The organism is Haloplanus salinarum, assembly GCF_009762275.1.
GTDB classification, from domain to species: domain Archaea; phylum Halobacteriota; class Halobacteria; order Halobacteriales; family Haloferacaceae; genus Haloplanus; species Haloplanus salinarum.
Genome location: NZ_CP034345.1, coordinates 1,659,639 through 1,684,151, shown reverse-complemented (window position 1 = coordinate 1,684,151; position 24,513 = coordinate 1,659,639). Strand labels below are relative to the sequence as shown.

General features: G+C 69.4%; 27 protein-coding genes. 18 read left to right on the top strand and 9 right to left on the bottom strand.

Going from position 1 to position 24,513, the window contains the following annotated elements; all coding sequences use genetic code 11:
• The first annotated feature begins 149 nt into the window (after positions 1–149).
• Positions 150–317 carry a hypothetical protein gene (locus tag EI982_RS18380; protein ID WP_199243585.1) on the top strand — a complete coding sequence of 56 codons (168 nt, stop codon included), beginning with the start codon at positions 150–152 and terminating at the stop codon, positions 315–317.
• Complete coding sequence (locus EI982_RS09960; RefSeq protein ID WP_157689558.1) at positions 310–1,791, top strand: sodium:solute symporter family protein; 1,482 nt, start codon at positions 310–312, stop codon at positions 1,789–1,791. Before EI982_RS18380 ends, EI982_RS09960 begins: the two co-directional genes overlap by 8 nt.
• A 70-nt stretch (positions 1,792–1,861) precedes the next feature.
• Here the strand turns inward: EI982_RS09960 and EI982_RS09955 are convergent, their stop codons facing one another.
• A complete protein-coding gene (locus EI982_RS09955; protein ID WP_157689557.1) occupies positions 1,862–3,358 on the bottom strand; it encodes an amidase in 1,497 nt (498 codons plus the stop codon).
• Between the two features lie 191 nt (positions 3,359–3,549).
• The gene (locus EI982_RS09950) at positions 3,550–5,427 is read right to left on the bottom strand and encodes a CocE/NonD family hydrolase (RefSeq protein WP_157689556.1); all 1,878 of its coding nucleotides are present in this window, start codon (positions 5,425–5,427) and stop codon (positions 3,550–3,552) included.
• A gap of 211 nt (positions 5,428–5,638) precedes the next feature.
• Here EI982_RS09950 and EI982_RS09945 point away from each other — a divergent pair, with 211 nt between their 5' ends.
• On the top strand, positions 5,639–5,794 hold the full coding sequence (locus EI982_RS09945; RefSeq protein WP_157689555.1) for a hypothetical protein: 156 nt from the start codon (positions 5,639–5,641) through the stop codon (positions 5,792–5,794).
• 84 nt (positions 5,795–5,878) lie between these two features.
• Here EI982_RS09945 and EI982_RS09940 read toward each other — a convergent pair whose 3' ends face one another.
• On the bottom strand, positions 5,879–6,328 hold the full coding sequence (locus tag EI982_RS09940) for a universal stress protein (protein WP_157689554.1): 450 nt from the start codon (positions 6,326–6,328) through the stop codon (positions 5,879–5,881).
• A 155-nt stretch (positions 6,329–6,483) separates the two neighbouring features.
• Here EI982_RS09940 and EI982_RS09935 point away from each other — a divergent pair, with 155 nt between their 5' ends.
• The 10 genes from EI982_RS09935 to EI982_RS09890 all read left to right on the top strand — a co-directional run bounded on the left by EI982_RS09935 (position 6,484) and on the right by EI982_RS09890 (position 13,642).
• Positions 6,484–7,584: a site-2 protease family protein gene (locus EI982_RS09935; protein ID WP_157689553.1), complete on the top strand. Its 1,101-nt coding sequence runs from the start codon at positions 6,484–6,486 to the stop codon at positions 7,582–7,584.
• A 249-nt stretch (positions 7,585–7,833) separates the two neighbouring features.
• A complete protein-coding gene (locus tag EI982_RS09930) occupies positions 7,834–9,672 on the top strand; it encodes a type II secretion system F family protein (RefSeq protein WP_233255349.1) in 1,839 nt (612 codons plus the stop codon).
• Positions 9,669–10,370 (top strand): DUF7289 family protein, encoded by a 702-nt coding sequence (locus tag EI982_RS09925; protein WP_157689552.1) that lies wholly within the window; start codon positions 9,669–9,671, stop codon positions 10,368–10,370. Before EI982_RS09930 ends, EI982_RS09925 begins: the two co-directional genes overlap by 4 nt.
• Entirely contained in the window at positions 10,367–10,804 is a 438-nt protein-coding gene (locus EI982_RS09920) for a DUF7266 family protein (RefSeq protein ID WP_157689551.1), read from the top strand. The genes EI982_RS09925 and EI982_RS09920 overlap by 4 nt, the downstream gene beginning before the upstream one ends.
• Positions 10,801–11,472: a DUF7263 family protein gene (locus EI982_RS09915; protein WP_157689550.1), complete on the top strand. Its 672-nt coding sequence runs from the start codon at positions 10,801–10,803 to the stop codon at positions 11,470–11,472. The genes EI982_RS09920 and EI982_RS09915 overlap by 4 nt, the downstream gene beginning before the upstream one ends.
• The gene (locus EI982_RS09910) at positions 11,465–11,869 is read left to right on the top strand and encodes a DUF7262 family protein (protein WP_157689549.1); all 405 of its coding nucleotides are present in this window, start codon (positions 11,465–11,467) and stop codon (positions 11,867–11,869) included. Before EI982_RS09915 ends, EI982_RS09910 begins: the two co-directional genes overlap by 8 nt.
• Entirely contained in the window at positions 11,866–12,423 is a 558-nt protein-coding gene (locus EI982_RS09905) for a DUF7261 family protein (RefSeq protein ID WP_157689548.1), read from the top strand. Before EI982_RS09910 ends, EI982_RS09905 begins: the two co-directional genes overlap by 4 nt.
• Positions 12,424–12,564: 141 nt before the next feature.
• On the top strand, positions 12,565–13,035 hold the full coding sequence (locus tag EI982_RS09900) for a CBS domain-containing protein (protein WP_157689547.1): 471 nt from the start codon (positions 12,565–12,567) through the stop codon (positions 13,033–13,035).
• A gap of 21 nt (positions 13,036–13,056) precedes the next feature.
• The gene (locus tag EI982_RS09895; RefSeq protein ID WP_157689546.1) at positions 13,057–13,248 is read left to right on the top strand and encodes a DUF7333 family protein; all 192 of its coding nucleotides are present in this window, start codon (positions 13,057–13,059) and stop codon (positions 13,246–13,248) included.
• Positions 13,249–13,285: 37 nt separating this feature from the next.
• The gene (locus EI982_RS09890) at positions 13,286–13,642 is read left to right on the top strand and encodes a hypothetical protein (protein WP_233255216.1); all 357 of its coding nucleotides are present in this window, start codon (positions 13,286–13,288) and stop codon (positions 13,640–13,642) included.
• Positions 13,643–13,655: 13 nt separating this feature from the next.
• Here EI982_RS09890 and EI982_RS09885 read toward each other — a convergent pair whose 3' ends face one another.
• Positions 13,656–15,191 (bottom strand): DUF4397 domain-containing protein, encoded by a 1,536-nt coding sequence (locus EI982_RS09885; RefSeq protein WP_157689545.1) that lies wholly within the window; start codon positions 15,189–15,191, stop codon positions 13,656–13,658.
• 373 nt (positions 15,192–15,564) lie between these two features.
• Between EI982_RS09885 and EI982_RS09880 the strand changes: the two genes are divergently transcribed.
• Genes EI982_RS09880 through EI982_RS09870 form a run of 3 tightly spaced genes read left to right on the top strand, consistent with a single transcriptional unit; the run spans position 15,565 to position 17,202 of the window.
• Complete coding sequence (locus EI982_RS09880; RefSeq protein ID WP_157689544.1) at positions 15,565–15,843, top strand: ArsR/SmtB family transcription factor; 279 nt, start codon at positions 15,565–15,567, stop codon at positions 15,841–15,843.
• A 52-nt stretch (positions 15,844–15,895) separates the two neighbouring features.
• Positions 15,896–16,177, top strand: a complete 282-nt coding sequence (locus EI982_RS09875; RefSeq protein ID WP_157689543.1) for a DUF8036 family membrane protein — start codon at positions 15,896–15,898, stop codon at positions 16,175–16,177.
• A gap of 50 nt (positions 16,178–16,227) precedes the next feature.
• A complete protein-coding gene (locus tag EI982_RS09870; protein ID WP_157689542.1) occupies positions 16,228–17,202 on the top strand; it encodes a dienelactone hydrolase family protein in 975 nt (324 codons plus the stop codon).
• 7 nt (positions 17,203–17,209) lie between these two features.
• Here the strand turns inward: EI982_RS09870 and EI982_RS09865 are convergent, their stop codons facing one another.
• Positions 17,210–17,848, bottom strand: coding sequence for an alpha/beta hydrolase (locus EI982_RS09865; protein ID WP_157689541.1), 639 nt, complete (start codon positions 17,846–17,848; stop codon positions 17,210–17,212).
• 237 nt (positions 17,849–18,085) lie between these two features.
• Between EI982_RS09865 and EI982_RS09860 the strand changes: the two genes are divergently transcribed.
• The gene (locus tag EI982_RS09860) at positions 18,086–18,634 is read left to right on the top strand and encodes a DUF1684 domain-containing protein (protein WP_157689540.1); all 549 of its coding nucleotides are present in this window, start codon (positions 18,086–18,088) and stop codon (positions 18,632–18,634) included.
• Here EI982_RS09860 and EI982_RS09855 read toward each other — a convergent pair.
• From EI982_RS09855 to EI982_RS09845, 3 genes are all read right to left on the bottom strand, one after another.
• The gene (locus EI982_RS09855; RefSeq protein ID WP_157689539.1) at positions 18,631–18,993 is read right to left on the bottom strand and encodes an Ig-like domain-containing protein; all 363 of its coding nucleotides are present in this window, start codon (positions 18,991–18,993) and stop codon (positions 18,631–18,633) included. The two genes, EI982_RS09860 and EI982_RS09855, sit on opposite strands and share 4 nt — an antisense overlap.
• Positions 18,994–19,039: 46 nt before the next feature.
• Complete coding sequence (locus EI982_RS09850) at positions 19,040–21,337, bottom strand: PAS domain S-box protein (protein WP_157689538.1); 2,298 nt, start codon at positions 21,335–21,337, stop codon at positions 19,040–19,042.
• A 102-nt stretch (positions 21,338–21,439) separates the two neighbouring features.
• Complete coding sequence (locus tag EI982_RS09845; protein ID WP_157689537.1) at positions 21,440–22,813, bottom strand: methyl-accepting chemotaxis protein; 1,374 nt, start codon at positions 22,811–22,813, stop codon at positions 21,440–21,442.
• 210 nt (positions 22,814–23,023) lie between these two features.
• On the opposite strand from EI982_RS09845, the gene EI982_RS09840 reads away from it, so the two are divergent.
• A complete protein-coding gene (locus EI982_RS09840; protein WP_157689536.1) occupies positions 23,024–23,353 on the top strand; it encodes a 2Fe-2S iron-sulfur cluster-binding protein in 330 nt (109 codons plus the stop codon).
• A gap of 80 nt (positions 23,354–23,433) precedes the next feature.
• On the opposite strand, the gene EI982_RS09835 is transcribed toward EI982_RS09840, so the two are convergent.
• Positions 23,434–24,492, bottom strand: coding sequence for an isocitrate/isopropylmalate dehydrogenase family protein (locus EI982_RS09835; RefSeq protein WP_157689535.1), 1,059 nt, complete (start codon positions 24,490–24,492; stop codon positions 23,434–23,436).
• Between the last annotated feature and the right edge of the window lie 21 nt (positions 24,493–24,513).

Below are 24,513 nucleotides of genomic sequence, written 5' to 3'. Positions count from 1 at the left end.
TATTCAGATACGATAACTAACTACCCAAATTCGGTATTGTATTTCGTGCTATCTCAGTATAAATACGGTATTCTTGGCTTCTTTGAACGAATATTAGGACATATGTACAAAGAATTTATTATCGGGGGTAGATACGCTCCCGGTGTACCATGCCAGTGCTCGGTATGCCGACCGGGATGTTCCTCGTGTTCGTGGCGACGCTCGTCGCCGGGAGCCTCGGAACGGCCCACTACGTGATCGTTCACGTCATCATGGGACAGCCAGTCGACGAATACATCCGCGAAGAACCGCCCTCCGAGGTGGACGAGAATGTCTAGCCTCGGCGTCACGCTCCAGACGGGCGCCGGCGACGTCAACCCGGCGTATCTCGGGGTCTTCGTCGTCTACCTGCTTGGCGTCCTCGCCATCGGCGCGTGGGCGTACCTCCGAACCGACGACGTGAGCGACTACTGGGTGTACGGCAAGGAACTCGGCCCGACGCTGGCGACGTGGTCGTACGTCGCCAACTTCGTGAGCGCGGTGAGCGTGATCGGGTTCGTCGGTTCGGTCTACGGCGGTGGATACTCCATCGTCACTGGTATCGTCTTCGGACTGATGCTCGGTATCAGCGGCCTCTACTTCGTCGTTCACAAGGTCCGGGAACTCAACCACATCACGTTCCCGGACATCATCGCCGAACTCACCGGTCGGGAGGTCGCACGGCCGATCACGGGCTGTGTCCTCCTCGCCAACGCGTGGATCTATCTCATCATGCAACTCGTCGGTGCGGGACTGCTCGTGACGACCATCACCGGCGTCCCGTATCAGTACATGATCTGGGTGATCGGCGGCGTGTTCATCCTCTACACCGTGATGGGTGGGCTCGTCAGCGTGGCGTGGACCGACCTCGCCCAGGGAACGCTGATGGTGGCGACCGTCGCGGTCGCCCTCGCGTACATGGTGTTCGATCTCGGCGGCCTCACGAGCCTGAACCAGCAGTTCATGGCGCTCGATCCCGCCAACGTCGCGCCGCTCGGCGACGGGGCCTACACCCTTCTCGGCGTCGCCGCCTCCATCGTGGCCTTCTTCGGCACCATCTTCACCTCCCAGTCAACCGTCGTCCGGATCAACGCGACCGACAGCATCAGGACGGCGAAGTTCCACCTCGCGGCGGCCGGGTTCATCCTCTCGGTGTTCTACGTCATGCTAGTCATGCTCGGCGCCGGGACGACCGTCGCGCTCAACGGCGCCGGGCTGGCCGTCGAGAACGTCGACCGCGCGTTCCCGGTGCTCATCATGGACTACGTCCCGACGACTATCGGGACGATCATCATCGTCGCCATCATGAGCGGCATCCTCTCGACGACCGACACGCGGCTCCACGCCTGCGGCGTCACCGCCGCCCACGACCTCTACGACTACTTCGTCGACGGCGAGGCCGACGACGACCGTCTCCTGTTGGTCTCCCGCGTCTCGACTGTCGGCTTCGGGGTCGTCGCCACCGCCGCCGCGGTCAACCCGCCGGGGACGATCATCAGCCTCTACAACTGGCGGGCGATCCTGCTGACGAGTGCGCTCCTCATCCCCGTGTACGTGGCACTCTACTACCGGAACACCTCCGGCAAGGCGGTGCTGGCCTCCATCGTCCTCGGGGCGGTCTGTGGTCCCGGTTGGAACGCGCTCGGCGAACCGTTCGGTGCGCCAGCGGCGTTCGTGGGCGTCGGCATGGCCGTCCTCGGCCTGGTCGTCGGACGGTACGCCTGGCAGGACACCGCCGTCGTCTCGTCCGGCGCGGCGCCGAGCGACGACTGACTCATACTGTTTACCGGTGGTTCGCCAAGACAGTCCGGCGAAGCACCGGTAACGACTTACAATATCCGTATCACAGTTCCGGCGCCGCCGACGGCGGCACTCGTGTCTCGGTGACCGATTCGTACGCCGCCGCGATGGAGAGGAGGCGCCGCTCCCGGTGTGGGGGTCCCACGAGTTCGACGCCGACCGGAAGCCCGTCGTCGGTGAACCCGCCGGGCATCGACACGGCCGGACAGGACGACTGCGCGGCGATGTAGGTGTTCGTCATGTACGTCTCGGCCGACGACGCCCGGTCCCCCGTGCCGATCCGTTCCGCGGGCCGCGGGACGACCTTCACGTCGGGGAACGCCAGTGCGTCGAGGTCGTGTTCGGCGTGGACCGCCAGCACGTCCCGCCGGAGGTCGGTCTGTGCGGCGACTTTTCGCCAGTAGTCGAGTCGCGTCGTCGGCGTCGCCGGTCCCTCCGCGATCACGTCCAGCAACTCCTGCCCGTGGTTGTACGATCCCCGCTCGTACAGGTCGCCGTAGCTGTCGACCGGCGCACCCGCCAGTCCGTCGAGGAAGTCGTCGAGTGCGGCCCGTGATCGGACGCCGTAGAGCCACGTCTCGTCGAGTTTGGCGTCCAGATCGGGGATCGACACCGGGTCGACCAGCTCGGCCCCCGCCGCCGACAGCGACGCCATCGCGTCCTCGGCGACCGCGGTGACCGGCTCGGCCCGCTCGTCGTCGCTCCCGAAGGCCTGCCGTAACACGCCGATCCGGATATCCTCGAGGTCCGCTGCCCCCACCGCGTCGAGGTACGAATCTCCGCTGGAGATCCGGGTCACGCCCGTCGCCCGATCCCGGGGGTCGTAGCCGACGAGGACGTCGAGGACCCGAGCGAGGTCTTCGACCGTCCGAGCCATCGGCCCCGGCGTGTCCTGTCTGGGAACGAGCGGCGAGAATCCGGCCCGGCTGATCAGCCCCGTCGTCACCCGGATTCCGAAGAGGTTACAACACGACGCGGGGACGCGGATCGACCCGCCCGTGTCCTCGCCGATCCCGACCGCACAGAGGTTCGCCGCCACGGCAGCGCCCGTCCCCGCGCTCGATCCGCCCGGATCGCGGTCGAGCGCGTACGGGTTCTTCGTCCGCCCCAGCACCGACGAGACGCCGGCGTCGCCAGCCGCCCAGTCCGGGAGGTTGGTCTTCCCGAGGATGACCGCGCCGGCGTCCCTGAGTTTCGAGACGACCGTCGCGTCGGTCCCGGGAACGTAGTCCTCGAACGCCTCCGAACCGAAGGTCGTCCTGAGACCGGCGGTCAGTGCCTGGTCCTTGACCAGGACGGGAATCCCGTGTAACGGTCCGACCCGGCCCTCCCGTGCCAGCCGCTTGTCCAACTCTTCGGCCCGGGCTGTCGCCGCCGGATTCACCGTGACGACGCCGTTCAGTTCCGGCCCGTTCCGGTCGTAGCGGTCGATCCGTGCGGTGTACCGCTCGACCAGTTCCCGGCTCGTCAGCTCGCCGGTTCGCATCGCCTCGTGAAGCGCTCCCACCGTCGTTTCGGGTATCCGGACGTTTGCGGTCATGACACACGGGTGCCGGCCGCCGCGACAACCGTCGGATCGCGACACCCATCGTATCCGACTGTTCGCACGTACGGAAATACGTTGTGTATCGGACAGTACGTTACGACTGTGGGCGTCAAATCTGCGATGACTCACGGATATCGGGATAATTCGTCCGTATCTCCAATACGGATCGCCGCCTCCGTCGACGGCTACGACGGTTGGATCGGCAACTCGACGTGAGTCGGGTGGTCCGCCTCGTGGTAGACGGTGTTGGTCGCGCGATGGTACTCGCGCCCCCCGTAGAGTTCGTCGCCGGTGTTGTGGTTGACGTCGTATCGGGGGTAGTTCGACGACGAGACGTCGAGCCGGATGCGGTGGCCCGGTTCGAAGACGTTCGCCGTCGGATAGAGCTCCAGTTCGAACGCGTAGATCTCGCCGGGTTCGACGAAGTCGGGCTCGCGCCGGTACCCCCGGTAGCGCGCCCGGCAGATCGAGTCGGTGAGGTTGAGCGCGAACCCGGACGGGAAGTCGGCGCTCGAGGGGTACTCGTCGACGAGTTTCGCGGTGAAATCCGTGTCGGGCGCGTCGGTCGAGGCGTAGATACGGACGCGGATCGGCCCCGCGACCTCCACGGGGTCGGTCAGTGGCGGCGTCCGGAACACGACGACGTCGTTACGTTCCTCTAGGGGGCCGTACGGTGGCTCCGCCCCGAACGTCTCCGGTCGGGTCCGCTGGTCGTAGCCGCCGCGACCGGTGAGGCTCTTCGTGGGTCGATCCGCGACCGGCAACTCCTCGATCGACTCCGGCCGCGGTTCGAACGTGTAGTACGAGGAGCAGTTTCCGCCGATGGTCGGGACGGGGTCTCGGGGATCGAACTCGTAGGTCGTGGCCGAGTCCGTCTCGGCCGGCCGTTCGGGGGCGAGGCGGCCGTCGCCGTGTGCGTAGTAACTGACGAACTCGGTGTCCGGGAGCGGCCAGTCCGTCCCGGTCGCCCACTCGCCACCGTGGCGGAGCCGTCCCGCCGTCGTCGACGTGCCGTCGCCGGTCCCCATCCGGAAGTACTGCACCCGCGGTTCGTCCCACGTTTCACGCCCTTTGAGGTAGTGATCGAAAAATCGGAGTTTCGTCTCCAGGTAGTCCCGCGTCATCGCCGCGCCGAACGCCGTCTCGCCGGCGTACGGCTTCGTCCACGTCGACTGCCCCCCGTGGGTCCAGGCCCCCATGAGCAGGAAGTGATCGCTCTCCTTGCGGTCGGCGAGCGCGGTGAAGTTGTCGCAGGTCGCCTTCGCGTAGGAGTCGTACCACGAACCGGCATACACCGTGGGGACGTCGGCGCTCTCGTCGTAGTGGGCCTCGAAGTTGATGCTCGGGTCCGTCCAGAAGTCGTCGGAGCCGGGCGTCGTCATGTAGTCGAAGACGTACGACTCGTAGTTCGGAATCCACCGGAGCGGCGACTGGCCACGCACCACCGGCTCGCTCGCGAGGACGTCCCGCGTGTCGGTCGCAGCGAGTCGACGCTGCACGTCGGGGTCGTCGAGCGCCCGCTTCGCGAAGCCGCCGCCGATGGTGAGCGCCCACGTGAGCCACCGAAGTTCGAACGCGCCGTGGTGACGAAGCGTCGCCGTCCAGGCGTTCGCGGCGCCCTGGTTGACGAACATCGCCGAAAGCGGCGCCGGGTCCCGCGTCGCCAGCGCGTTCTGCACCCACGCCATGTAGGACGTGCCCATCGTCCCGACCCGTCCGTCACAGTACGGCCGCTCGGCCAGCCACTCCACCGTGTCGGCGCCGTCCTCGGCCTCGTTTTTCAGGAGGTAGAACTCGCCCTCGCTCGCGAACCGACCGCGGACGTCCTGGATGGCGACCACGTACCCCCGCTCGGCGTACCAGTTCCCCTGCCGTTCGACGCGCTCACGCTCGCGTTTGTCGTACGGGGTTCGGACGAGCAGCGCCGGCTTCGGCTCGGCTATCGGCTCCCCGCTTTCCGGTTCGGCCGGCCGGTAGATGTCGGTCGCGAGCTCCGTTCCGTCGCGTGTCTCCACCGTCGCGTCGTGACGGACCACGACGTCGTAGTCGGGGTCGGACGTCATCCGTCGGTCCGCCGAGACCGGTCGACACGACCGTGTGGTCGGTACCGGCGTCGTGTCGGCACTCGCCGGACGTCCCTGTGTGCTCCGTCGTGACTCCGCGACCAAGATTGTCTCATAATAGTCCAAATAATACGACGAATTGCATATAGATGCGGATAAGAACAAAATATAGCGGATCGAAAACGACTATAAGAGAAGAAATCTACATCCTGTGTCGGGCGTCTATGGCGGATCCATTCGGAACGCCGTCGCTGCGTACACCGACATCGGGGACGGCGGACGCATCGTCTTCGAGGGCAGCGACGACGAGGTCGACGCGAACGCCGAGGAGGTACGGCGGTATCTGGGCGTCCGGGAAACCGCCTGACTCATACGGATTATTGTAACTGGTTACCGGTGGTTCGCCGAGACGGTCCGGCGGACCACCGGTAATGACTTAGGATAAACGGTATCACTCGGCGTGCCTGACGATGTGGACGTCGTACCGCGCGTCCGACGAGAGGGGGTCGCCGACGCTGGTCAGCGGCGACGACACCCGGCCCGCGTTCTCGCTGCCCACGAAGAGGACGGAGACGTCGAGTTCCGCCGCCACCTCCCGGACCGTCCGGGTCACGTCGTCGGTCGTCGTCGCCGTCGCGTCCTCGCTCTCGCCGGGCCGTTCACACCGAAACGTCACCGCGTCGTCGACAGCCTTCACACGGCGCTCGAACTGCCGACAGAGGTCGTCCGGCCGGTAGGCCTCGTCGGCGCCGATCCAGCCGCGTTCCTCCGCGAACGACCGGTCGTCGGGGACGACAGTCAGTGCCACGACCGCCTCGTCCCGGCACGCGCTGAACTCGCACGCTCGCTTCAGCGCCGCCGCCGCGAGCGCCGAGTCGTCGAACGGAACCAGTAGCGTCATACCGGCGCTTCGACCCCCTCGGTCTTATATGTCCGCCAACCGAGGAATTCGGCACGGGACCGATCCCACCGGAACCGGTGGTGAGTGGCCCCTCACGCCCCATCGCTGCCGGTCCGGGCGAGGAATACTAGTGGCTGGGGTCCTTACCGCGTGCGATGGCCGAACCCACGGTTCCGGGCGACCTCCCCGATCCGGGGTCGTTCACCGAGGCGTTTCTCGTCTACGATGTCGACGTCGCCGACGAGCAGGTCCGGTACTACGGCGAGCCGATGGACGAGCGGGAGTCGGTGATCCGGCGGATCGCCCCCCTGTTCCGTCGACGGGGCTACCGCGTCGACATCCGTTACGAGATGGGCGAACACGTCCTCGTCGCGACGGAGCGGTCGACGGGGATCGACGGCGTGCCGTGGACCAACGTCGCGCTGTTCGTGATCACGGTGCTGACGACGCTGTTCGCCGGCTCGCAGTGGTACGGCATCGACGCGCTCGCGGATCCCCGCGCCCTCGTCCGTGCCTGGCCCTTCGCGCTGTCCGTCCTCGGGGTCCTCGCGGTCCACGAACTCGGGCACTACGCCCTCAGCCGGTATCACGAGGTGGAGGCGACGCTCCCCTACTTCATCCCGATGCCGAACGTCCTCGGCACGCTCGGCGCGGTGATCCGCATGAAAGACACCATCCCCAGCCGACGGGCGCTGTTCGACATCGGCGTCGCCGGCCCGCTGGCCGGCCTCGTCGCCACCGTCGTCGTCACCGCCGTCGGCGTCACGCTCCCGCCGGTCGCGATGCCGGAGTCGACGCTCGTCGCCCGGATCGAACTGGGCTACCCCCTCCTCGTCAGGGGGATCGCCGCGCTCCTCGGCGAGCCCCTGCGCTACGGCGCCGGCCGGACCGTCAACCCGGTCGTCGTCGGCGGCTGGATCGGCGCCTTCGTCACCTTCCTCAACCTGCTCCCGGTCGGCCAACTCGACGGCGCCCACGTGACCCGCTCCCTGATCGGCGACCGGATCCGGTCGGTCCAGCGGCTCGTCCCCGTCGGCCTGTTCGGCCTCGGCGCCTACCTCCTCGTCGCCGAGGGTGGCCGCGGCGCACAGCTCTGGCTCTTCTGGGGGCTGCTCTCCCTGCTTTTCCTCCGTGCCGGGACCGCGACGCCCATCGACGAGTCTCCAGTCGGGCGCCCCCGGCAGGTGGTCGGGGCCGTGACGCTCCTCCTCGGCGTCCTCTGTTTCGCCCCCATGCCCATCGCGTTCGCCGGCTGACCGCTCGCACGCGACGCGAATCAAATCTGAGAACGGCCGTCCAACGTTTATATATGATCACGGGGCAGTTCGCCCCATGTCGAGAGGGCCGAGACACGCTCGGTCGGGGGGTCGCCCCCACCGCGGAGGGTGGCCGTGACCGGGGAGCGGCCGGCCGGGGACGATCCGGAACCCGACGGCGGTTCGGTCGCGGCCACGTCCCGGACGTCCGCGCGACCGACCGGTCACGACGCCACCCTCGACCGCGTCCTGTATGCCCTCTTCGCCCGCCACGCCGACGACGCTCGCCACGTCCGGGACCGCAAGCGCTACCGGGGGACCGACCTCCGACTCAGCTTCGACGTCTATCTCGCCCGGGTGTACGGCCTCTCCTGGGCGGTCGCGTTCGCGGTGACGGTTCCGACCGTCGTCCTCGGCGTCGTCGTCGCCGACGCCTCGCCGGCGGTGGCGTCGGGCGTCGTCGACGCCCTCCCTGTCTCGCGATTCGACCTCCCCGTCCCGTCGACGACCGCGCTCGTGGCCGCCGCCGGCCTCGCACTCGGGGGCCTCGCCAAGACCGCGACCGTCCGCCTCGGCGGCGGCTACCTCCGGTGGCTGGCCAACGCGCGCCGGAACGACATCGAGCGGACCCTGCCCGGTGCGGTCCGGTACCTGCACGTCCTCTCCTCGGGGAGCGACGGCCACCGGACGATGCTTCGGAAGGTGGCCGCCACCGACCCGTACGGCGAGACGGCGGTCTCGATCCGGAAGGTGCTGAACACCGCCGCCCTCACGGGGAGCCTCCACGAGGGACTGCGACGGATCGCCCGCGATACGCCCTCCCGGGAGCTGCTCGCACCCTTCCTCCTGAAGTTCAGTGAACACGCCCAGCAGGGCGAGACCGAACTCGCGAACTACCTCCGGATGGAGAGTCGGATGCTGGCCCACCGGCAGGACCGCGCCAGGGACCGGGCTGCCGGCCTGCTGGAGCTCCTCTCGGAGGTGTTCATGGTGTTGCTCGTCCTCCCGACGCTTCTAGTGATCGTCCTGACGGTCCTCGCCATCATCTCACCCGGTCTCTCGCGACCGTTCGCGACGCCGCTCGGCACGACCACGCCCCGCGCCGTCGTCGTCTACGCCAGCGCCGCGTTCGTGCTCGTCCTCGGCGTCGGCGCGAGCATCGTCGTGGGGGGCCTCCGCCCCCCCGGACAGACCGTCCATTACCGCCGACCGCCGGGGCTCCTCCCGACGCTCGCCTCCGCGACCCGGAACCCGGCGAGTGCCGCCGTCGTCGCCATCCTGCCGGCCTTCGTCGCCGTCGGCGCCCTCGTCGCCGCCGCGTATCCGCCCGCCGACGTCGCCCTTCTCGGCTACGCCGCCTACGCCCTGCCGGTCGGCGCCGTCGGGGTCCGCCGTGCCCGCCTCGACGACGCCAAGGATCGGGAGATCAAGGACTTCGTCCACGCCGTCTCCGGGCACGTCAACCTCGGCCGACCCTTCCCCCGCGCGGTGGAACTCGTCGCCCGCGACGTCGACTTCGGGCCGCTCGACCCCGACGTGGCCGACCTCGCGCTCAACCTGAGCTTCACCTCCCCCGAGACGGGCCTCGACGAGAACGTCCGTACCGCGGCGCTGGAGCGGTTCGTCGACCGCGTGGGGACGCCGCTCGCCGAGCAGACCGTCGGCCTCGTCACCGGGGCCCTCGACGCCGGTAGCGACGCCGGTACCGTCTTCGATACGCTCCAGACCGAGATCGGCCGGCTCTACCACGAGAAACGCGCCCTCCGGGCGAACCTGCTCGCCTACGTCGCCGTCGGCTGGACGACCGCGCTGCTCGTCGTCGGCATCGCCGTCGCCGTCGGCATCCACGTCTTCGACGGCTTCGAACAACTCGCCTCGGTGCGTGGCCCCGGCGGCCACGTCATCGAGGGCTCGGCCATCGACCTGGCACGGGAGCGCTACCGGCTCTACGTCGTCACCCAGGCGACGATGCTGGCGTCGGGGTGGTTCGCCGGCACCGCCAGCCGCGGGCGCTACGAGGCGCTGCTCCACTCCGGCGCCCTCGTCGCCGTCTGTCACGCCGTGTTCGCGGGGGTGGGGATGATATGAGCCGGCGCGCCCAGTCGACGCCCGTCGGGGTGGCCGTCCTGCTGGCGGTCACCGTCGTCAGCGTCGCGGCGCTGACGGTCGCGGCCGGCTCGGTCGTCGAGGAGAGTGCCTCCGCCGCGGAGGCCCGCAGCGTCTCGACGGCGATGGGGGAGGCCCTCGACGCCGAGCGGAGCGGTCCCCACGAGCGCCGACTCACGCTGCACGAGGGTCGCCTCCGGACCGTCGAGCGGTCGGTCCGACTCCTCGACGGCACGGACCCCGCGGCCGAGTACGCCGTCGGCGGCCTCGTCTACGCCGCCGGGGAGCGGCGGGTCCGTCACGTCGCCGGCACGACCGTCTCCGACACCGGCACCGGGGCCCGCGCCCGGACGGCGCCGCCGGTGTCGATCCGCGATCGGACGCTCTTCGTCGGCCTCTCCCGTCTCGGCGCCGACGCCGTGGCGGTCGACGGCCCGACGACGGTGACGCTGCGGACGAACGTCACTCACGACCGACGACGGCTGTCGGGCGGCGGTATCGGTATCGCCGTCGAAACCCGGACTCCGGCGGTCTGGGAGCGTCACTTCGCCGAACTGGGGGCGACCACGACGCGCCGATCCTTCGACGACGACGGCGTGCCAAGCGTCGTCGCGCGCTTCCCCGACGTCCGTGACGCGTACGTGTTCGTCCACGACCTGAACCTGGAGGTGGGCCGGTGACCGACCGCGGGCTCGTCCCCGTCGTCGGCAAGACGCTGGAGGCGCTGTTGGTCCTGCTCTACGTCGCCTCGCTGGTGGCTACCCTCCACGGCGGGGTCGTCCCCGACTACCGGACCGCGGCCGCCGCGGAGGTGAGCGACCGCACCCTCGCGACGACCGCCGCGCGCATCGAGGCGTCGGTCCCACCGCCGAGTAGCGGCGCCGCGGTGTCCCGGCGTGTCGACCTCCCGGCCGCCATCGACGGCGCCGTCTACCGGCTGCGGGTCGAGAACCGCACGCTCGTCCTCGACCATCCCGATCCGACCCTCTCGGGGCGTCTCCGGCTGTCGCTGCCGCGGCGGGTCGCCACGGTCGAGGGGTCGTGGTCGAGCGACGAGCGGGCGACGCTCAGGATTCGCGGCGACGGCAGTCGCCTCCGGGTGATCCTCGCGTGAGGGGACAGACCAACCTCTTCGCGCTCGTCGTCGCCCTCGTCCTGCTGACGGGGGCGACCGTCGTCGGCGTGAGCCTCGCCGACGCCGCGCTCGCGGGCGCCGACCGCGAACCCATCGAGCGACACGCGGCGGCCGCCACCGCCGACCGACTGACCGCCGCCGACTCGCCGGTCACGACCCGGGCGAACGTGCTCAACGCCTCGCGGGTCGCAGCCCTGAACGCGAGCCGGCTCCGCGAACTGGCGCCCACCGCCGGGGCGGGTGACGTTCGGGTCGCGCTAGACGACCGCACCGTCGTCGAGTGGGGTGCGCCGGGCGGCGGGTGGACGGTCCGCCGGTCGGTCGTCGTCCGTTCGCGGGCAGAACCGCGGCTGATCCGGGCCAATCTCTCCCGGCGGTCGACGGTCACCGTCCCCGGCGGCGTCGGCCGGGCCACCGTCACCCTCGACCCCGGGCCGAACACCACTCTCCGGTCCGTCCGGGCGAACGACCGCGTCGTCCTCCACGACGGCGGCGGGCTGAACACCACGGCGACGGTCCACCTCGACCGGTACGAACCGACGACACTCCGGGTCGACGCCGGGGCGAACGCGACCGGCCGGGTCGCGGTGACCTACCGCCCGCGAATCGTCGACGACCGCGTCCTCACGGTGACCGTCGATGCGTAGGGGACAGCTCTCGCTGTCGGTGGTCGAGGCCGCCGTCGGCGTCGTCCTCGTCGTCGGCGTCGCCGCGGGGTTCACCGCCGGCGTCGCTCCCGCGCCCTCGGCGGAACCGCAACTCGACGCCCTGGCCCGCGACACGGCGACCCTCTTGGGCTCGGAACCTGCCCCCGGGACCGGCGACGCGTGGCTCGTCGCGCTCGCCCGCTCCTCGGCGTCGTTCGACCGCCTCCGTCCCGACGCCCGGGAGCGGGCCGCCCGCGCGCTCCCCGCGGACGTGGCCTTCCGGATCAGCACGCCACACGGGACGGTCGGCTACCCGCGCCCGCCGCGAACGACTGTCGGGTCGACGACGGTGCCGACGCGTCACGGCCCGGTCACCGTCAGGGTGTGGTACGGATGAGTCGCCGCCGCGGTCAACTCGTCTTGCTCGCAGCCGCCGTCGTCGTCACCGCCCTCGTGCCGATGCTGCTCGCGTACGCCCAGCTGGGCTACGTCGGCGACGCGGCCGCCCCGTCCGACGACCGCGTCGGGACGACGCTGGTCGACGGCAAGCGTGCCCTCGAACGGACGGTCGCCGAGGCCACCGGTGCGGTGTCGAACGGCACCGCGGCGGACCAGCACCGGAAGGCGGCCGACCTCGCAGTCACCTGGGTCGACGCGACGGCTGCGGCCGTCGAGTCCACGGGGACGGCCCAGGGGGTAACCGTCGACGTAGCCCGCAACGCGAGCGCGGCACGACGGTGGGCGAGGGTGCGCTGTCCCCGCGGCCCGGACCGCGCCTTCGGCGCCTGCGTCGCCAACGGCGGCGTGATCACACAGACCAGAGCGGACACCACCGCCCTCGTCGCCGTCGCCGTCGACGTGTCCGTCCGCGGCCCGGACGGAACCGCTCGCGCGACGTTCGTGGTCCGTGGGGTCCGTGGTGCCGTGTCCGTCGGCCGGACCGAGCCGTGACGGGACGTCCGCGCGAGCAGTCGATGAAAGAAAAATTGAATATATTCGCGATAATAGTCTACATACGAATATTTTGAATCTCATTAGAAAAACGAACGTGCGAAATATTTTTGTTTCTGTGGTATATTGTCAATAATAGATATGATAGAGACGACACTCTCCGCCGCCGACCTTCGATCGCCGCCCACCGTCCCGCCCGCGATGCCAGTCACCGAGGCGGCCGAGTACCTCCGCCGTCCCGAGGTGTCGGTGTTGCCCGTCCTGGACGACGGATCCGTCGTCGGCGTCGTCACCGCCTCCGACCTGGTGGCGATGGTCGCCGAGACGGACGGTCGCCCGTCCGTTCGGACGATCATGTCGTCGCCGGTGACGACGGTCCCCCCGGAGACGACCGTGAGTGAGGCCGCCGAACGGATGCGGACCGCCGGGGTCAAACACCTGCCCGTCGTCGACGACGAGGGGTACCGGGGCGTGCTGTCGGTCACCGATCTGTCGCCCTATCTGCCGCGCCATCACCTCTCCATCGAGTGGCGGGACGACCCGCTGTCCATCGAGTCGGACGGCGGCCGGGAACGCCCCCCGGACGACCGGCGCGCCGACTCTATTATGTGACTCCGGCCACTCCCTCGACGTATGGAGTTCAGCCTCCCGGTCGCGCTCGGTACCGTCATCGCCATCGTCGTCCTCGGCGTCGCCGGCCTCGTCGCCGGCGGGATGATGGCCCTGCGGACGACGCTGATGATGGTAGCCCCCTCGATGCTCGTGTTCGGACTGCTCGCGTTCGGAATCGGCGTCAAACACGGCGAATTCCGGGCGACGCGGTAGACCGACCATTCATATCCGTCGAGTCGAACGTCCGCCCGTGCCTGGTGTGGATTCGCGGTTCCTCTCGGCGGCGACGGTGATCGGCGTCCTCGGCTGTGTCGCGGCGGCGGCGACGCCCCTCGTCGCGGGCGCGTCGCCGGCCTTCACCGGTAGCGTGGTCACGAGCGGCGTCCTCGGCGTCGTCTTCGCCGCTCGGAACGTCCAACTCCTGCGGGCACGGGGCCGCGTGAGCCTCCCGCCCGCGGTGCTCACGACCCTGTTCGGCGGCTGGTTCATGCTCGCGCCGCTGCTGTACGACGTCGGCTTCCTGTCCACCGCCGGCACGCAGCTATCGGGCCTTCTCGTCGCCACCTTCGGAACCTACGCGGTCGTCGCGGCACTCGCCGGCGAGTGACCGCACGGCCCCGCTAGCGCCGGATGGCCGCCCCCGCCGGCGCCTCGCGTCGCATGCTCCCGCCCATCGAGCCGCCGGCGTCGGTGGCGAGGATCGGATCGAACGGCGTTTCGGCGGGGTCGTCCTCCGGCGAGAGGTAGCCGGCCGCGAAGCCGGTCGAGACCGTCCCGCCGCCGAGGTTCACGTCGAACTCGGCGACGACGTCGCCGTCGTTGCTCTCGGTGTCGCCCCGCACCTGGAGGGTGTACTCGCCGGCGGGGACCTCGACGTAGCCGGACTCGCCGTAGGCGACGCCGTCGAAGAGCGCGTCGCCGTTCGACGCCAGGGTCACGTCGACGGCGGGGGCGTCGGGCGAGGCGTGGACCAGTCGTATCCGAGCCATGTCGTCCGCCGGTGTGGCGTTGTCGTCCGTCAGGACGAGCGGTTCGAAGGGGCGATCGACCGTCCCACCGACCTCGCCGGCCGCCGCGACCGTGTAGTCGGTGTCGGCCTCGACGGTGACCGCGCCCTCGAAGACGGTCGTTCCGTCGGCACCGGCGGGGGTGATCCGCAACTGCCTGTCGCCGGCCGGAACTTCGAGGTAGTCGCTGACCGTGCCGAAGCTCACGCCCTCGAGGACGGCGCTCCCGTCGGCGTAGACGTCGACCCTGGGGGCGTTGGGCGAGAGGTGAGCGACCCGGAGGTTCGCGGTCCCGTCCGACGGCTGGGTCACTTCCAGCATCCCGCCCTGCGTGTCGCGGGCGACCAACAGGTCGAAGGGCGTGTCGGCGGACTCGTCGTCGGGCGAGAGGTAGCCGGCCGCGAAGCCGGTGTACACCTCGCCGCCGTCGACTTCGATCGTGAACTCGGCGACGACGTCGCCGTCGTTGGCCTCCGTATCGCCCCGGATCTGGAGGGTGTACTCGCCGGCGGGGACCTCGACGTAGCCGGATTCGCCGTAGGCGACGCCGTCGAAGAGCGCGTCGCCGTTCGACGCCAGGGTCACGTCGACGGCGGGGGCGTCGGGCGAGGCGTGGACCAGCCGCACCCGCGCCGTGTCGTCGGCGGGCGTGCTGTTGTCGTCCTCCAGGACGAGCGGCTCGAAGGGCTGGTCGGCCATGTCGCCGACCTCGCCGGCCGCCGCGACCGTGTAGTCGGCGTCAGCCTCGACCAGGACGGCGCCCTCGAAGACGGTCGTTCCCCCGTCGCCGGCGGGGGTGATCCGCAACTGCCTGTCGCCGGCCGGAACTTCGAGGTAGTCGCTGACCGTGCCGAAGCTCACACCCTCGAGGACGGCGCTCCCGTCGGCGTAGACGTCCACGTCGGGCGCGTCGGGCGAGAGGTGAGCGACCCGGAGGTTCGCCGTCTCGGTTTCGGTCTCGGTTTCGGTCTCGGTCTCCGTCGGCGTCGCGGTTTCGGTCGGTGTCGCGGTTTCGGTTTCGGTCTCGGTTTCGGTCGGTGTCGCGGTCGCGTCCCCGCCGTTCCCGCCACAGCCGGCGAGGGCGGTCGTCGCGACGGTCCCGAGTCCGAGGAGTACGTGTCGTCGTGTCGTGTCCGAAGGGTTCGTCATCGTCCGGTCGTGGGGTGGTCTGACAGATGAATAACTACTTTCGTGACTGGGACTAGAATCTCGCCAAAATCCGGCTCCAATCGCCGGATGTCGTCGCCGGTCGGCGAAATCGGATCGATCCCGAATCCGGTCGGATTTGCGTCCGAGTTTGCACAATCACTAAGCCCGGTCGTCAGAGTTAGTCGTCGTATGCCACGCCCCCAGGCCGAACCGACCACGTTTCCCGTCGCGAGCCCCGGCCGCGGGCGGGCCCGCGTCGGATCTTCCCGTTCCGGTCTCGGCCTCGGTCCCGCACTCGCGACGTTCGATCCGCCCCGCGGTGCCGTCCCGGACCGGCGTGTTATTTGTGACTCCCCTTTGAACGCCCGTGTGTATGGAGGTGGTGCTCTGGCAGGTTCTCGCCGCGACGCGGGGCGGTCCCAACCGCGCGCGCATCCTCCGTGCCCTCGACGAGCGTCCCCGGAACGCCAACCGCCTCGCCGAGGACCTCGACCTCGCGTACAACACCGTCAGACACCACCTCGACGTCCTGGAGGAACACGACATCGTCACCAGCGGCGACGAGAGCTACGGGACGGTCTATCTGCCGAGCGACCGCACCCGAACCCACTGGGACACCGTCGAGGAAATACTCACCAAACTCCGAGAATGATCCGTGACCGAGCCACCACACGAGCGGGAGCGTCGACCGACGGGGGAGAGCGATGAGCCTGATGGTCGACGTGGCGCGGGTCGCCGCCGGGGTCAATATCGTCCTGTTGCTCGGCCTGCTGACCGTCTGGATCCGCAACTACCGCGAGGTTCCGGGGTCGATCCTCCGGGGGCTCATCCTGTTCGGATCCCTCCTCCTCGCCGAGAACGTCGTGGCGCTGTACTTCTACTTCAATGCCCCGGCGATGCCGCCCCTGGCGGTCGAGGTCATGATGGTCCTTCAGGTGTTGGAATCCGTCGGCATCGCCGTCCTGTTCTACACGACCTGGCAGTGACTCCACGTCGGCGACACGGTTTTGCCGATCCGTTCCGTTCCCCGGACGAAATGTCAACTCCCCGGACCGCCCCGATCCTCGTCGCCGCGCTGGTGCTCCTGAGCGGCTGTTCGGGAGTGCTCCCCGGCGACGGGACACCGACCGAAACGTCGACCCCGACCGACCGCCCGTCGTCGACGCCGACGGCGGCGCCGACCGAAACCGAGGCCGAAGCGGCCTACACCCAGACCCCGCATACGGGCTGTCAGCCCGGAGCCATCGAGAAGAACGGCACCTGTCAGGCCGTCACGTCCGGCGGCAACGCCGACATCTTCGACGCCGAGAACCTCTCGGCGATCACCTCCGAGCGGACGACGGTCGACGGCACGCCCGGCTACCTCGCCCGGCCGGCCGACGACGGCGAGTACCCCGCCGTCGTCATGATCCACGAGTGGTGGGGACTCAACGAGAACATCGAACACATGGCCGACATCCTCGCCGGCCACGGCTACGTCGTCTTCGCGGTCGACCTCTACGACGGCGAGGTGGCGGCCAACTCCTCCGAGGCGGCGCGGCTGTCCGGCCAGGTGCGCGAGAACCCCGACGTCGCCGTCTCGAAGATGAGCCGTGCGGTGTCGGGGCTGCGCGAGCGGTCCGACACCACCGACCGGGTCGCCAGCCTCGGCTGGTGTTTCGGCGGCGGCCAGAGCCTCCAGTTGAGCCTGAGCGACGCCGACCTGAACGCGACGGTGATCTACTACGGGACGCTGGCGACGAACGAGTCCACCCTCCAACGCGTCGACGGCCCCGTCCTCGGGGTCTTCGGCTCCGAGGACCAGGTGGTCGGCATCGAGAACGTCCGCGAGTTCGACCGGACGCTCGGCGAAGTCGGCGTCGAGCGCGAAATCTACGTCTACGAGGGTGCGGGCCACGCCTTCGCCAACCCGAGCGGCGAGAGCTTCCGCCCGAACGACACCCGCGACGCCTGGGCGAAGACCCTGACGTTCCTCGACGAGAACCTGCGGACGAACGAGTCGGCGACCTGACCGCCGATCAGGCCACGAGCGCCGAGAGCATCGACACCACGTGGTCGCGCTCGTCGGCGTTGACCGTGTGACCCATCCCCTCGTAGAGCCGCGTGGTCACGTCGCCGTTCAGGCGCTCGAAGGTCGTCGCCGACTCGCGGACCCGCTCAGCGGGGATGTGCGGGTCGACGTCGCTACAGCCGACAAAGACCGGCGTGCCGGCCAGGTCGCCCTCGTAGTCCGCGGGGTCGATCCGCTCGCCGATGAGGCCGCCGCTGAGCGCCGCCACCCCGCCGTACCGTCGCGGGTTTCGGGCGACGAACTCGCTGGCGAGACAGGCCCCCTGCGAGAAGCCCAGAAGGAGGACGCGCTCGGTCGGGATGCCGGCGTCGTTCGCCTCGCTCACGGCGTCGCCGACGGCGTCCAGCCCGGACGACCGCCCGGGTTCGTTCGACTCGACGGGGGCGGTGAAGGGGTTCGGATACCAGGTGTTGCCGGCGGCCTGCGGGGCGAGGTAGGCCACGCCCTCGACGCCGAACTCCTCGCCCATCCGGAGGATGCTCCTGGCGGTCGCCCCTCGGCCGTGGACGAGGACGGCCGCCGCGGACGCCTCCGAGAGCGGCGTCCCCCCCGTCACGAGCGGCTGGCTTCCGTGCGGTTCGCTCACGTCGCGTCCCCCCGCCCGTCCGCTCGGTCGCGTCGGTGGCTTCGCATGGCCCGAGGGTAGGCCCGCCACGGATATATGCGTTCCCTGACCCGCGTGATACCGGGTTGTGTCGGCGTCACCGGACGTGGGCCGCCGGGCTATTGTAACTGTGTACCGGTGGTTCGCCAAGACTCCGGCGAACCACCGGTAACGACTTACGATAAACAGGATGAAACCCGTCGGCCCGGAACGGACGGTATGACCGACGACGACTACGCCGAGCGCCTGCGCGAGAACCGCGCCGAGAAGGACCGCGCCTTCGCCGAGGCCCGCGCGTCGCCGCTCCCCCCGGAGCGCCGCGACGATTTCGACGGTCTCGACTACTTCGACCCCGACCCCGACTACCGCGTGGAGGCGACCGTGACCGTCCACGACGACCCCGAACCGGTCGAGATGGAGACGAGCGACGACCGTACCGTGCGCTACCTCCGGGTCGCCACCCTGACCTTCGACCTCGCCGGCGACACCCGATCGCTGCACGCCTACCGACAGGAGGGAGCCGACCGCGACGATCTGTTCGTCCCCTTCCGCGACAAGACGACCGGTCAGCAGACCTACCACGGCGGCCGGTACATGGAGCTCAGCCCCGAGGGGACGGTGAGCGACGGCGACCGGGTTCCCCTCGATTTCAACCTGGCGTACACCCCGTTCTGTGCGTTCAGCGACGCGTTCTCCTGTCCGCTCCCGCCCGAGGAGAACTGGCTGGAGACGACGATTCCGGCCGGCGAGCGGGCGCCGGACCGCTAGGCGGCCAGCCCGCGGTTCAGCGTCGCCGACCCGTCGGCGTCGATCACGACATCCAGTTGGTTGAACGGCTCGGTGGCCCGAAACGACCGGTCGATCCGGGCCTCGCCGTCGACGTCGGCGGTCACCCGATAGCGGCCGCGCCGCCACGGCGTTTCGCCCACCTCGGACGCCGCGCCGGCCGCCACCGTCACCGCGTTCTCCACGACCGTCCGGTCCCCGCGGACGACGCGGACGGTCACTCGGTGGGCGACGTCGTCGCGGTTGACCGCCAGCGCGGTGATCCGGTCGCCCCGCCCGCCGGTACAGCCCGCTCCCGCGAGGGCTCCGAGCAGTCCGACGAGCAGTCGACGGCGTCGCACCCGCGTCGCTGCGGTCCGGACGCCGAAAAAACCCCTGCAGCCGGTATCACTCGACGATCGGTAACTCGACGGCGAAGACGGCGCCCGTCGGCTCGTTGTCCGCGACCCGGATGGCGCCGCCGTAGCGCTCGACGAGCGTCTCGACTAGGTACAGGCCGAGACCGGTACCCTCGCTGTCGAGCCCCGTCTCGCCCTCCTCGAAGATGGCCTCTTTCCGGTCGTCCGGGATGCCCGGGCCGTTGTCGGCGATCCGAACGACGATCCGGCCGTCGGATCGACGCGCGTCGACCGTCACCTCGCGGACCGCGGCGTCGTTGTGTTCGATGGCGTTCGTGAGCAGGTTCCGGAACACCGAGCCGAGCATTTCGTCGCCGCTGACGGTCGCGTCGGGAATCGACCCCTCGGTCGTGACCACGGCGTCCGTGTAGGCGGACCTGACCTCCTCGATCTGATCGATGAGCGGACGCCTGACGCCCATCGACGCCGTCTCCGTGTCGGCCGTGAGCATCACCTCGGCCACGTCGCCGGCCGTCTCCGTAATCTCGACGGCGTCGCGTGCGCTCCTGACGACCCGCTCGACGTGATCCGAGCGGTCACCGTCGACGAACCGCCGCAGCGACTCCGCGTAGCCGAGCACCACCTGCAGGTCGTTGCGGATGTCGTGTCGAACCACCTGGTTCAGGATCTCGAGGTTGTCCCGCTGTCGCTCCAGTCGTTCCTCGTACCGGCGGCGCTCGGTGACGTCGCGGACCACGCAGATATACCGCCCGTCCGACAGCGGACTCAGGGAGAGTTCCTGCGGAAAGCGACTGCCGTCGGCGCGCACGCCCGTGGCCTCGCCGCGCCACTCCTCGCCCTCCGCCAGCGACGGGAGGATCGTCGACTCGAACCGGTCGATCTCCGCCTCGTCGTAGTGGGTTCGCCAAGAATTTCCGACGATCGCCGCGGGGTCGTCGTACCCGTAGACATCCGCGTGGGCCCGGTTGGCGTAGACGTACTCGTCGCCGTCGAGGATCGCCATGCCGTCCATCGACGCCTCCATCGCCTCGGCCTGGTCGATCACCTCCCGCGCCCGCTTTCGCTCCGTCATGTCGACGTAGAGCGCGTGCGTGCCGACGATGTCGCCCTCGGTGTTCCGCCGCGGCGTCGCCTGCAACAGCGTCTCCAGTCGCTCGCCGGACCGCGTGCAAAGCGTCCGCTCGGCGGTGACGAACTCGCCGGCGAGCGCACGCTCGTAGCCGCCCTGTTCGAGGCGTTTCGTCGCCTCGTCGGTGTACACGTCGGCCAGCGGCCGGCCACGGAGTTCGTCGCGCGACCGTTCGACCTTGTCGGCGAACCGCCGGTTGCAGTCCTCGACGACCGGTCCGGTCGCGGTGTCCTCCGTCAGGGCGATCATCACCGGTGCGTCCTCGAACAGGTCCCGGTACTGGGCCTCGTACCGCTCACGGAGCCGGATGCGGTGGAAGGCCTGGGCGATGGTTTCGCCCAGATCACCCAACAGCGCAGTCTCCGCGTCGTCGAACGCGCGGGTCCGGTCGGCGTAGACGTTCAACACGCCGTACAGCGTTCCCTCGTGGACCAGGGGGATCGCGGCGCTGGAGCGGTACCGCCGCTCCGTCGCGTCCGCCCGCCACGGTTCGTATCCCGGCTCTTCCGGGATGTTCTGGGCGACCTGGAGTTCCCGCGTCCGGACCGCTCGTCCCGTTGGCCCCTCGGCGAGTTCGCTGCCGTCGGCCGTGATCTCTATCGCGTCGAGATACCCCATCTCGACGCCCGCCGAGGCCCGGGGCACCACCTCGTCGGCCGTCCCGTCGTGGTCGCCGATCCAGGCGAACACGTACGGGTCCGCGTCGACGAGGGCCTCACAGACCCCCCGATCGACCGCCTCGGTCGTCCGTGCCCGAACGAGTTTCGACTGGATCGACCGGACCAGGTCGACGACACGCTCCGGTCCTCGGTCCCGCGACGTCGCGTTCGTCCCGTCTATCGCGGCGTGTACGCGCTCCGCGAGGGCGTCGATCGACGTGCCATCCGCGACGTAGTCGGTGACGCCGGCACCGATCGCCTCGCTCGCGAGCGTCTCAGACCCCTCGGCTGGATGGAGGACGAACGCCCGGTCGCCGTCGGCCGTCCGAACCCGCTCGAGGAGGTCGAGCCAGCGGGCGTCCGGGAGACGGGCGGCCGAGACGACACAGTCGGCCGGCCACGCCGAGAGCAGATCGAGCGCCTCCTCGACCCTCGACGCCGCGCGCACTTCGACGCGATCGGTTGCGTTCGAGAGGACGTCGGCCATTCCCGCCCGTGTCTCCCCCTCGACGTACAGCACGTGCCCCGGATCCGACATACCTCGAGAATGACGCGTCCGGTGTTTAATCTACCGTCCACGGGATCCGGACGGTCGGCTCCCGTCCGGCGGTCGATACGCGGCGTCGGAGCCGGGATCCGGTTATGCCGATCCCTCGCCGTCCCCGACTAACCGCGTCACCGTCTCCTCCGTCGTCTCGACTTGCCGGTACTGCTGGGCCGTGATATCGCTCACTTCGACGAGTCGCTCTTCGAGTGTCGCCAGTTCGTCGACGGCTTGGTCGACGGTCGCCGCGACCTCCTCGGTGCTCGATGCGTGGTCGTCCGTCGCGTCGGCGACTTCCGCCGCCCCGGTCGCGGTCTCGTCGATCGCTCGTCGGATCTCGGAGAGTGCGTCGACGGTCGCCCCGACCGCGTCGATGGCGCCGGCGATTTCCTCGGTCGTTTCGTCGAGTTCCCGGGCGGTGCGCTCGGTCGCACCGACGACCTCGGTTATCATCTCCTCGATCTCGCTCGCCCGGGTCTGGGACTCCCCGGCGAGGGTCTTGACCTCGTCGGCGACGACGGCGAAGCCCTCGCCGGCTTCACCCGCCCGCGCCGCCTCGATACTGGCGTTCAGCGCCAGTAGGTTCGTCTGGTCGGCGATGTCGTTGATCACGTCGATGATCTCCCGCATCTCGTCGGCCTGCGCGGTGAGATCGTCGATCGTCGCCCTGGCGCCGTCGGCCGACTCCCTGACCGCGTCCATGCTGTCGATGGCCCGTTCGGCCGTGTCGGCGCCCTCCTCGGCGCGGGAGCGGGCACGTTGGGCTGCCTGGCTGACCTGCTCGGTGCTGGCCGCGATCTCCTCGACCGTCGCCGACTGTTCGGACACCTCGTCGGCGACCTGTTCCATGCGCTCGGTCTGTTCCTCGGCGAACGCCTCCACGTCGTCCGTGATCTCGACCGTGTCGTCGATTCCGTCGGCCACGTCGGCCAGTGCCGCCTGTACGTCCCCGCTGACCTGCCGCTGTAGCCGTTCGAGTTCGCGTTGCTGTTCGACGTGTTCGGACACGTCCGCGGCGACTTCGAACGCACCGGCGACCGCGCCGTCCGGCCCACACAGCGGCACGCCGTACGTCTGGAAGATGGCGTCGGTCGTCGGGACCTCCCTGATCCCGTCCTCCTGGATCGTCTCACCGGTCCGGGCGACCGTCTCCGCGAGCGTCTCCTCCGCGTTCTCGGTCCCGATGACGTCGTACGCGTTCTCCCCGACCGCCTCCGACCGCGGGATGTCGAGTTCGCGTTCGAGCGTCTCGTTCCAGTGGGTGAGCGTTCCATCCGGCGTCGTGACCAGCACCCCCTCGGGGAACCTGCCGACGAGTTGGCAGAACAGCGATCGCCAGAAGTTCCGCTCCCGCCGGAGACGCTCCGTCTCGTCGGTCGCGGTGGCTCCCGACGCGTCGACGTACGCCTCCCACAGGTCGTCCGCACGATGCTGCTCTTCCCCGTGTTCCGTCCCGGCCGTTCGGCTCATGAATCGGGTTCAGTTTCGGTGGAGGTTTCAATTCGTTCCTTCAATTATATAGATTGATAACGCGGATCGCGGTCGTTTCGGGAGGAATACATCACGATTTATTTCCATGTGTCAAATTCACGTCCGGTCCCCGGGCCGGCACCCTCGACCCGGGGAGCGGCGACGCGAGCCGTGGCAACGCATACGCCGCTCCGGACCGTAGGCGTCGACATGCCGACCGTCCGATTCCGCGGCCGTCCGATCGACTGCGAGACGGGCACGCTTCTCAGGACCGTCCTCCGGGATGCCGGACTCACCCCACACAACGGGCTCGCCGACCGGCTGAACTGCGGCGGGATCGGCACCTGTGGCACCTGTGCCGTCGCCGTCGAGGGGCCGACGAACGAGCCGACCACCCGGGAGCGCCGCCGGCTCGCCTTCCCGCCCCACGAGCCCGACGACGGGCTGCGACTCGCCTGTCAGACCCGCGTTCGGGGTGACCTCGACGTGACCAAACACGAGGGATTCTGGGGACAGCACGTCGACGCGGCCGGCGACTAACACGGATCGAATCGGCGCCGGTGGTCGCCAACTCCCGTGGCGACGACCGCCGGCACCCGGGGACGACGACCCGTCCGACGCTAGATCAGTCGCTCTGTCAGCTCGTCCGTGACGTCGACGGTCGCCGCGCTCCCGCCGATGTCGGCGGTGCGCGGGGCGTCGTTGTCGGCCAGCTGGGCGGCGACGGCGTCGTGGAGCGCGTCGGCGACGGCGTCCTCGCCGAGGTGGTCGAACATGAGCGCTCCCGAGAGCACCGTCGCCAGCGGGTTGGCGACCCCCTCACCCATGATGTCGAAGGCGCTGCCGTGGACGGGTTCGAACATCGACGGGTAGGTGCGGTCGGGGTTGATGTTCGTCGACGGCGCCAGCCCGAGGCTTCCGCTGATGATCCCGCCGATGTCGGTGAGGATGTCGCCGAAGAGGTTCGAGGCCACCACCACGTCGAACTCGTCGGGGCGGCGCACGAAGTCCATGCTCGCGGCGTCGACCAGCAGACGCTCGACTTCGACGTCGGGGTACTCCTCGCTCACCTCCTCGACGATGTCGTCCCAGAACACCATGCTGTGGGCCTGGGCGTTCGACTTCGTGACGTTCGTCAGCTTGCCGTCCCGTTCGCTCGCGGCCTCGAACGCCGGCCGGACGACCGCCTCGGTCGCCTCGCGGGTGAACACCGACGCCTGCACCGCCACCTCGTTCTCGAAGCCCCGGTGTTCGCGCCCGCCCACGTCCGCGTACTCCCCCTCGGTGTTCTGCCGGTAGACCACGAGGTCGATGTCGCCGTCCGTGTAGCCCTTCAGGGGACTGTCGACGCCCTCGAACAGGTACGAGGGGCGCTTACAGACGTGCTGGTTGAACCCCTTGGTGATCGGGAGGCGGAGCCCCCGGAGCGTGACGTGATCCGGGACGTCGGGGTGGCCGACGGCCCCGAGGAGGATGGCGTCGAAGGACTCCAGCCGGTCCAGGCCGTCGTCGGGCATGAGCGCCCCCTCGTCGAGGTAGCGCTGACTCCCCCAGTCGAACCACGTCGTCGACACGTCGACCCCGTGGGCCGCGGCGACGTCGACCAGCAACGGCTCGACCGCCTCCACTACCTCGTTCCCGATGCCGTCACCGGGAATGACCGCGATGTCGTAGGACATGGGCGTGCGTCACCGGGCACG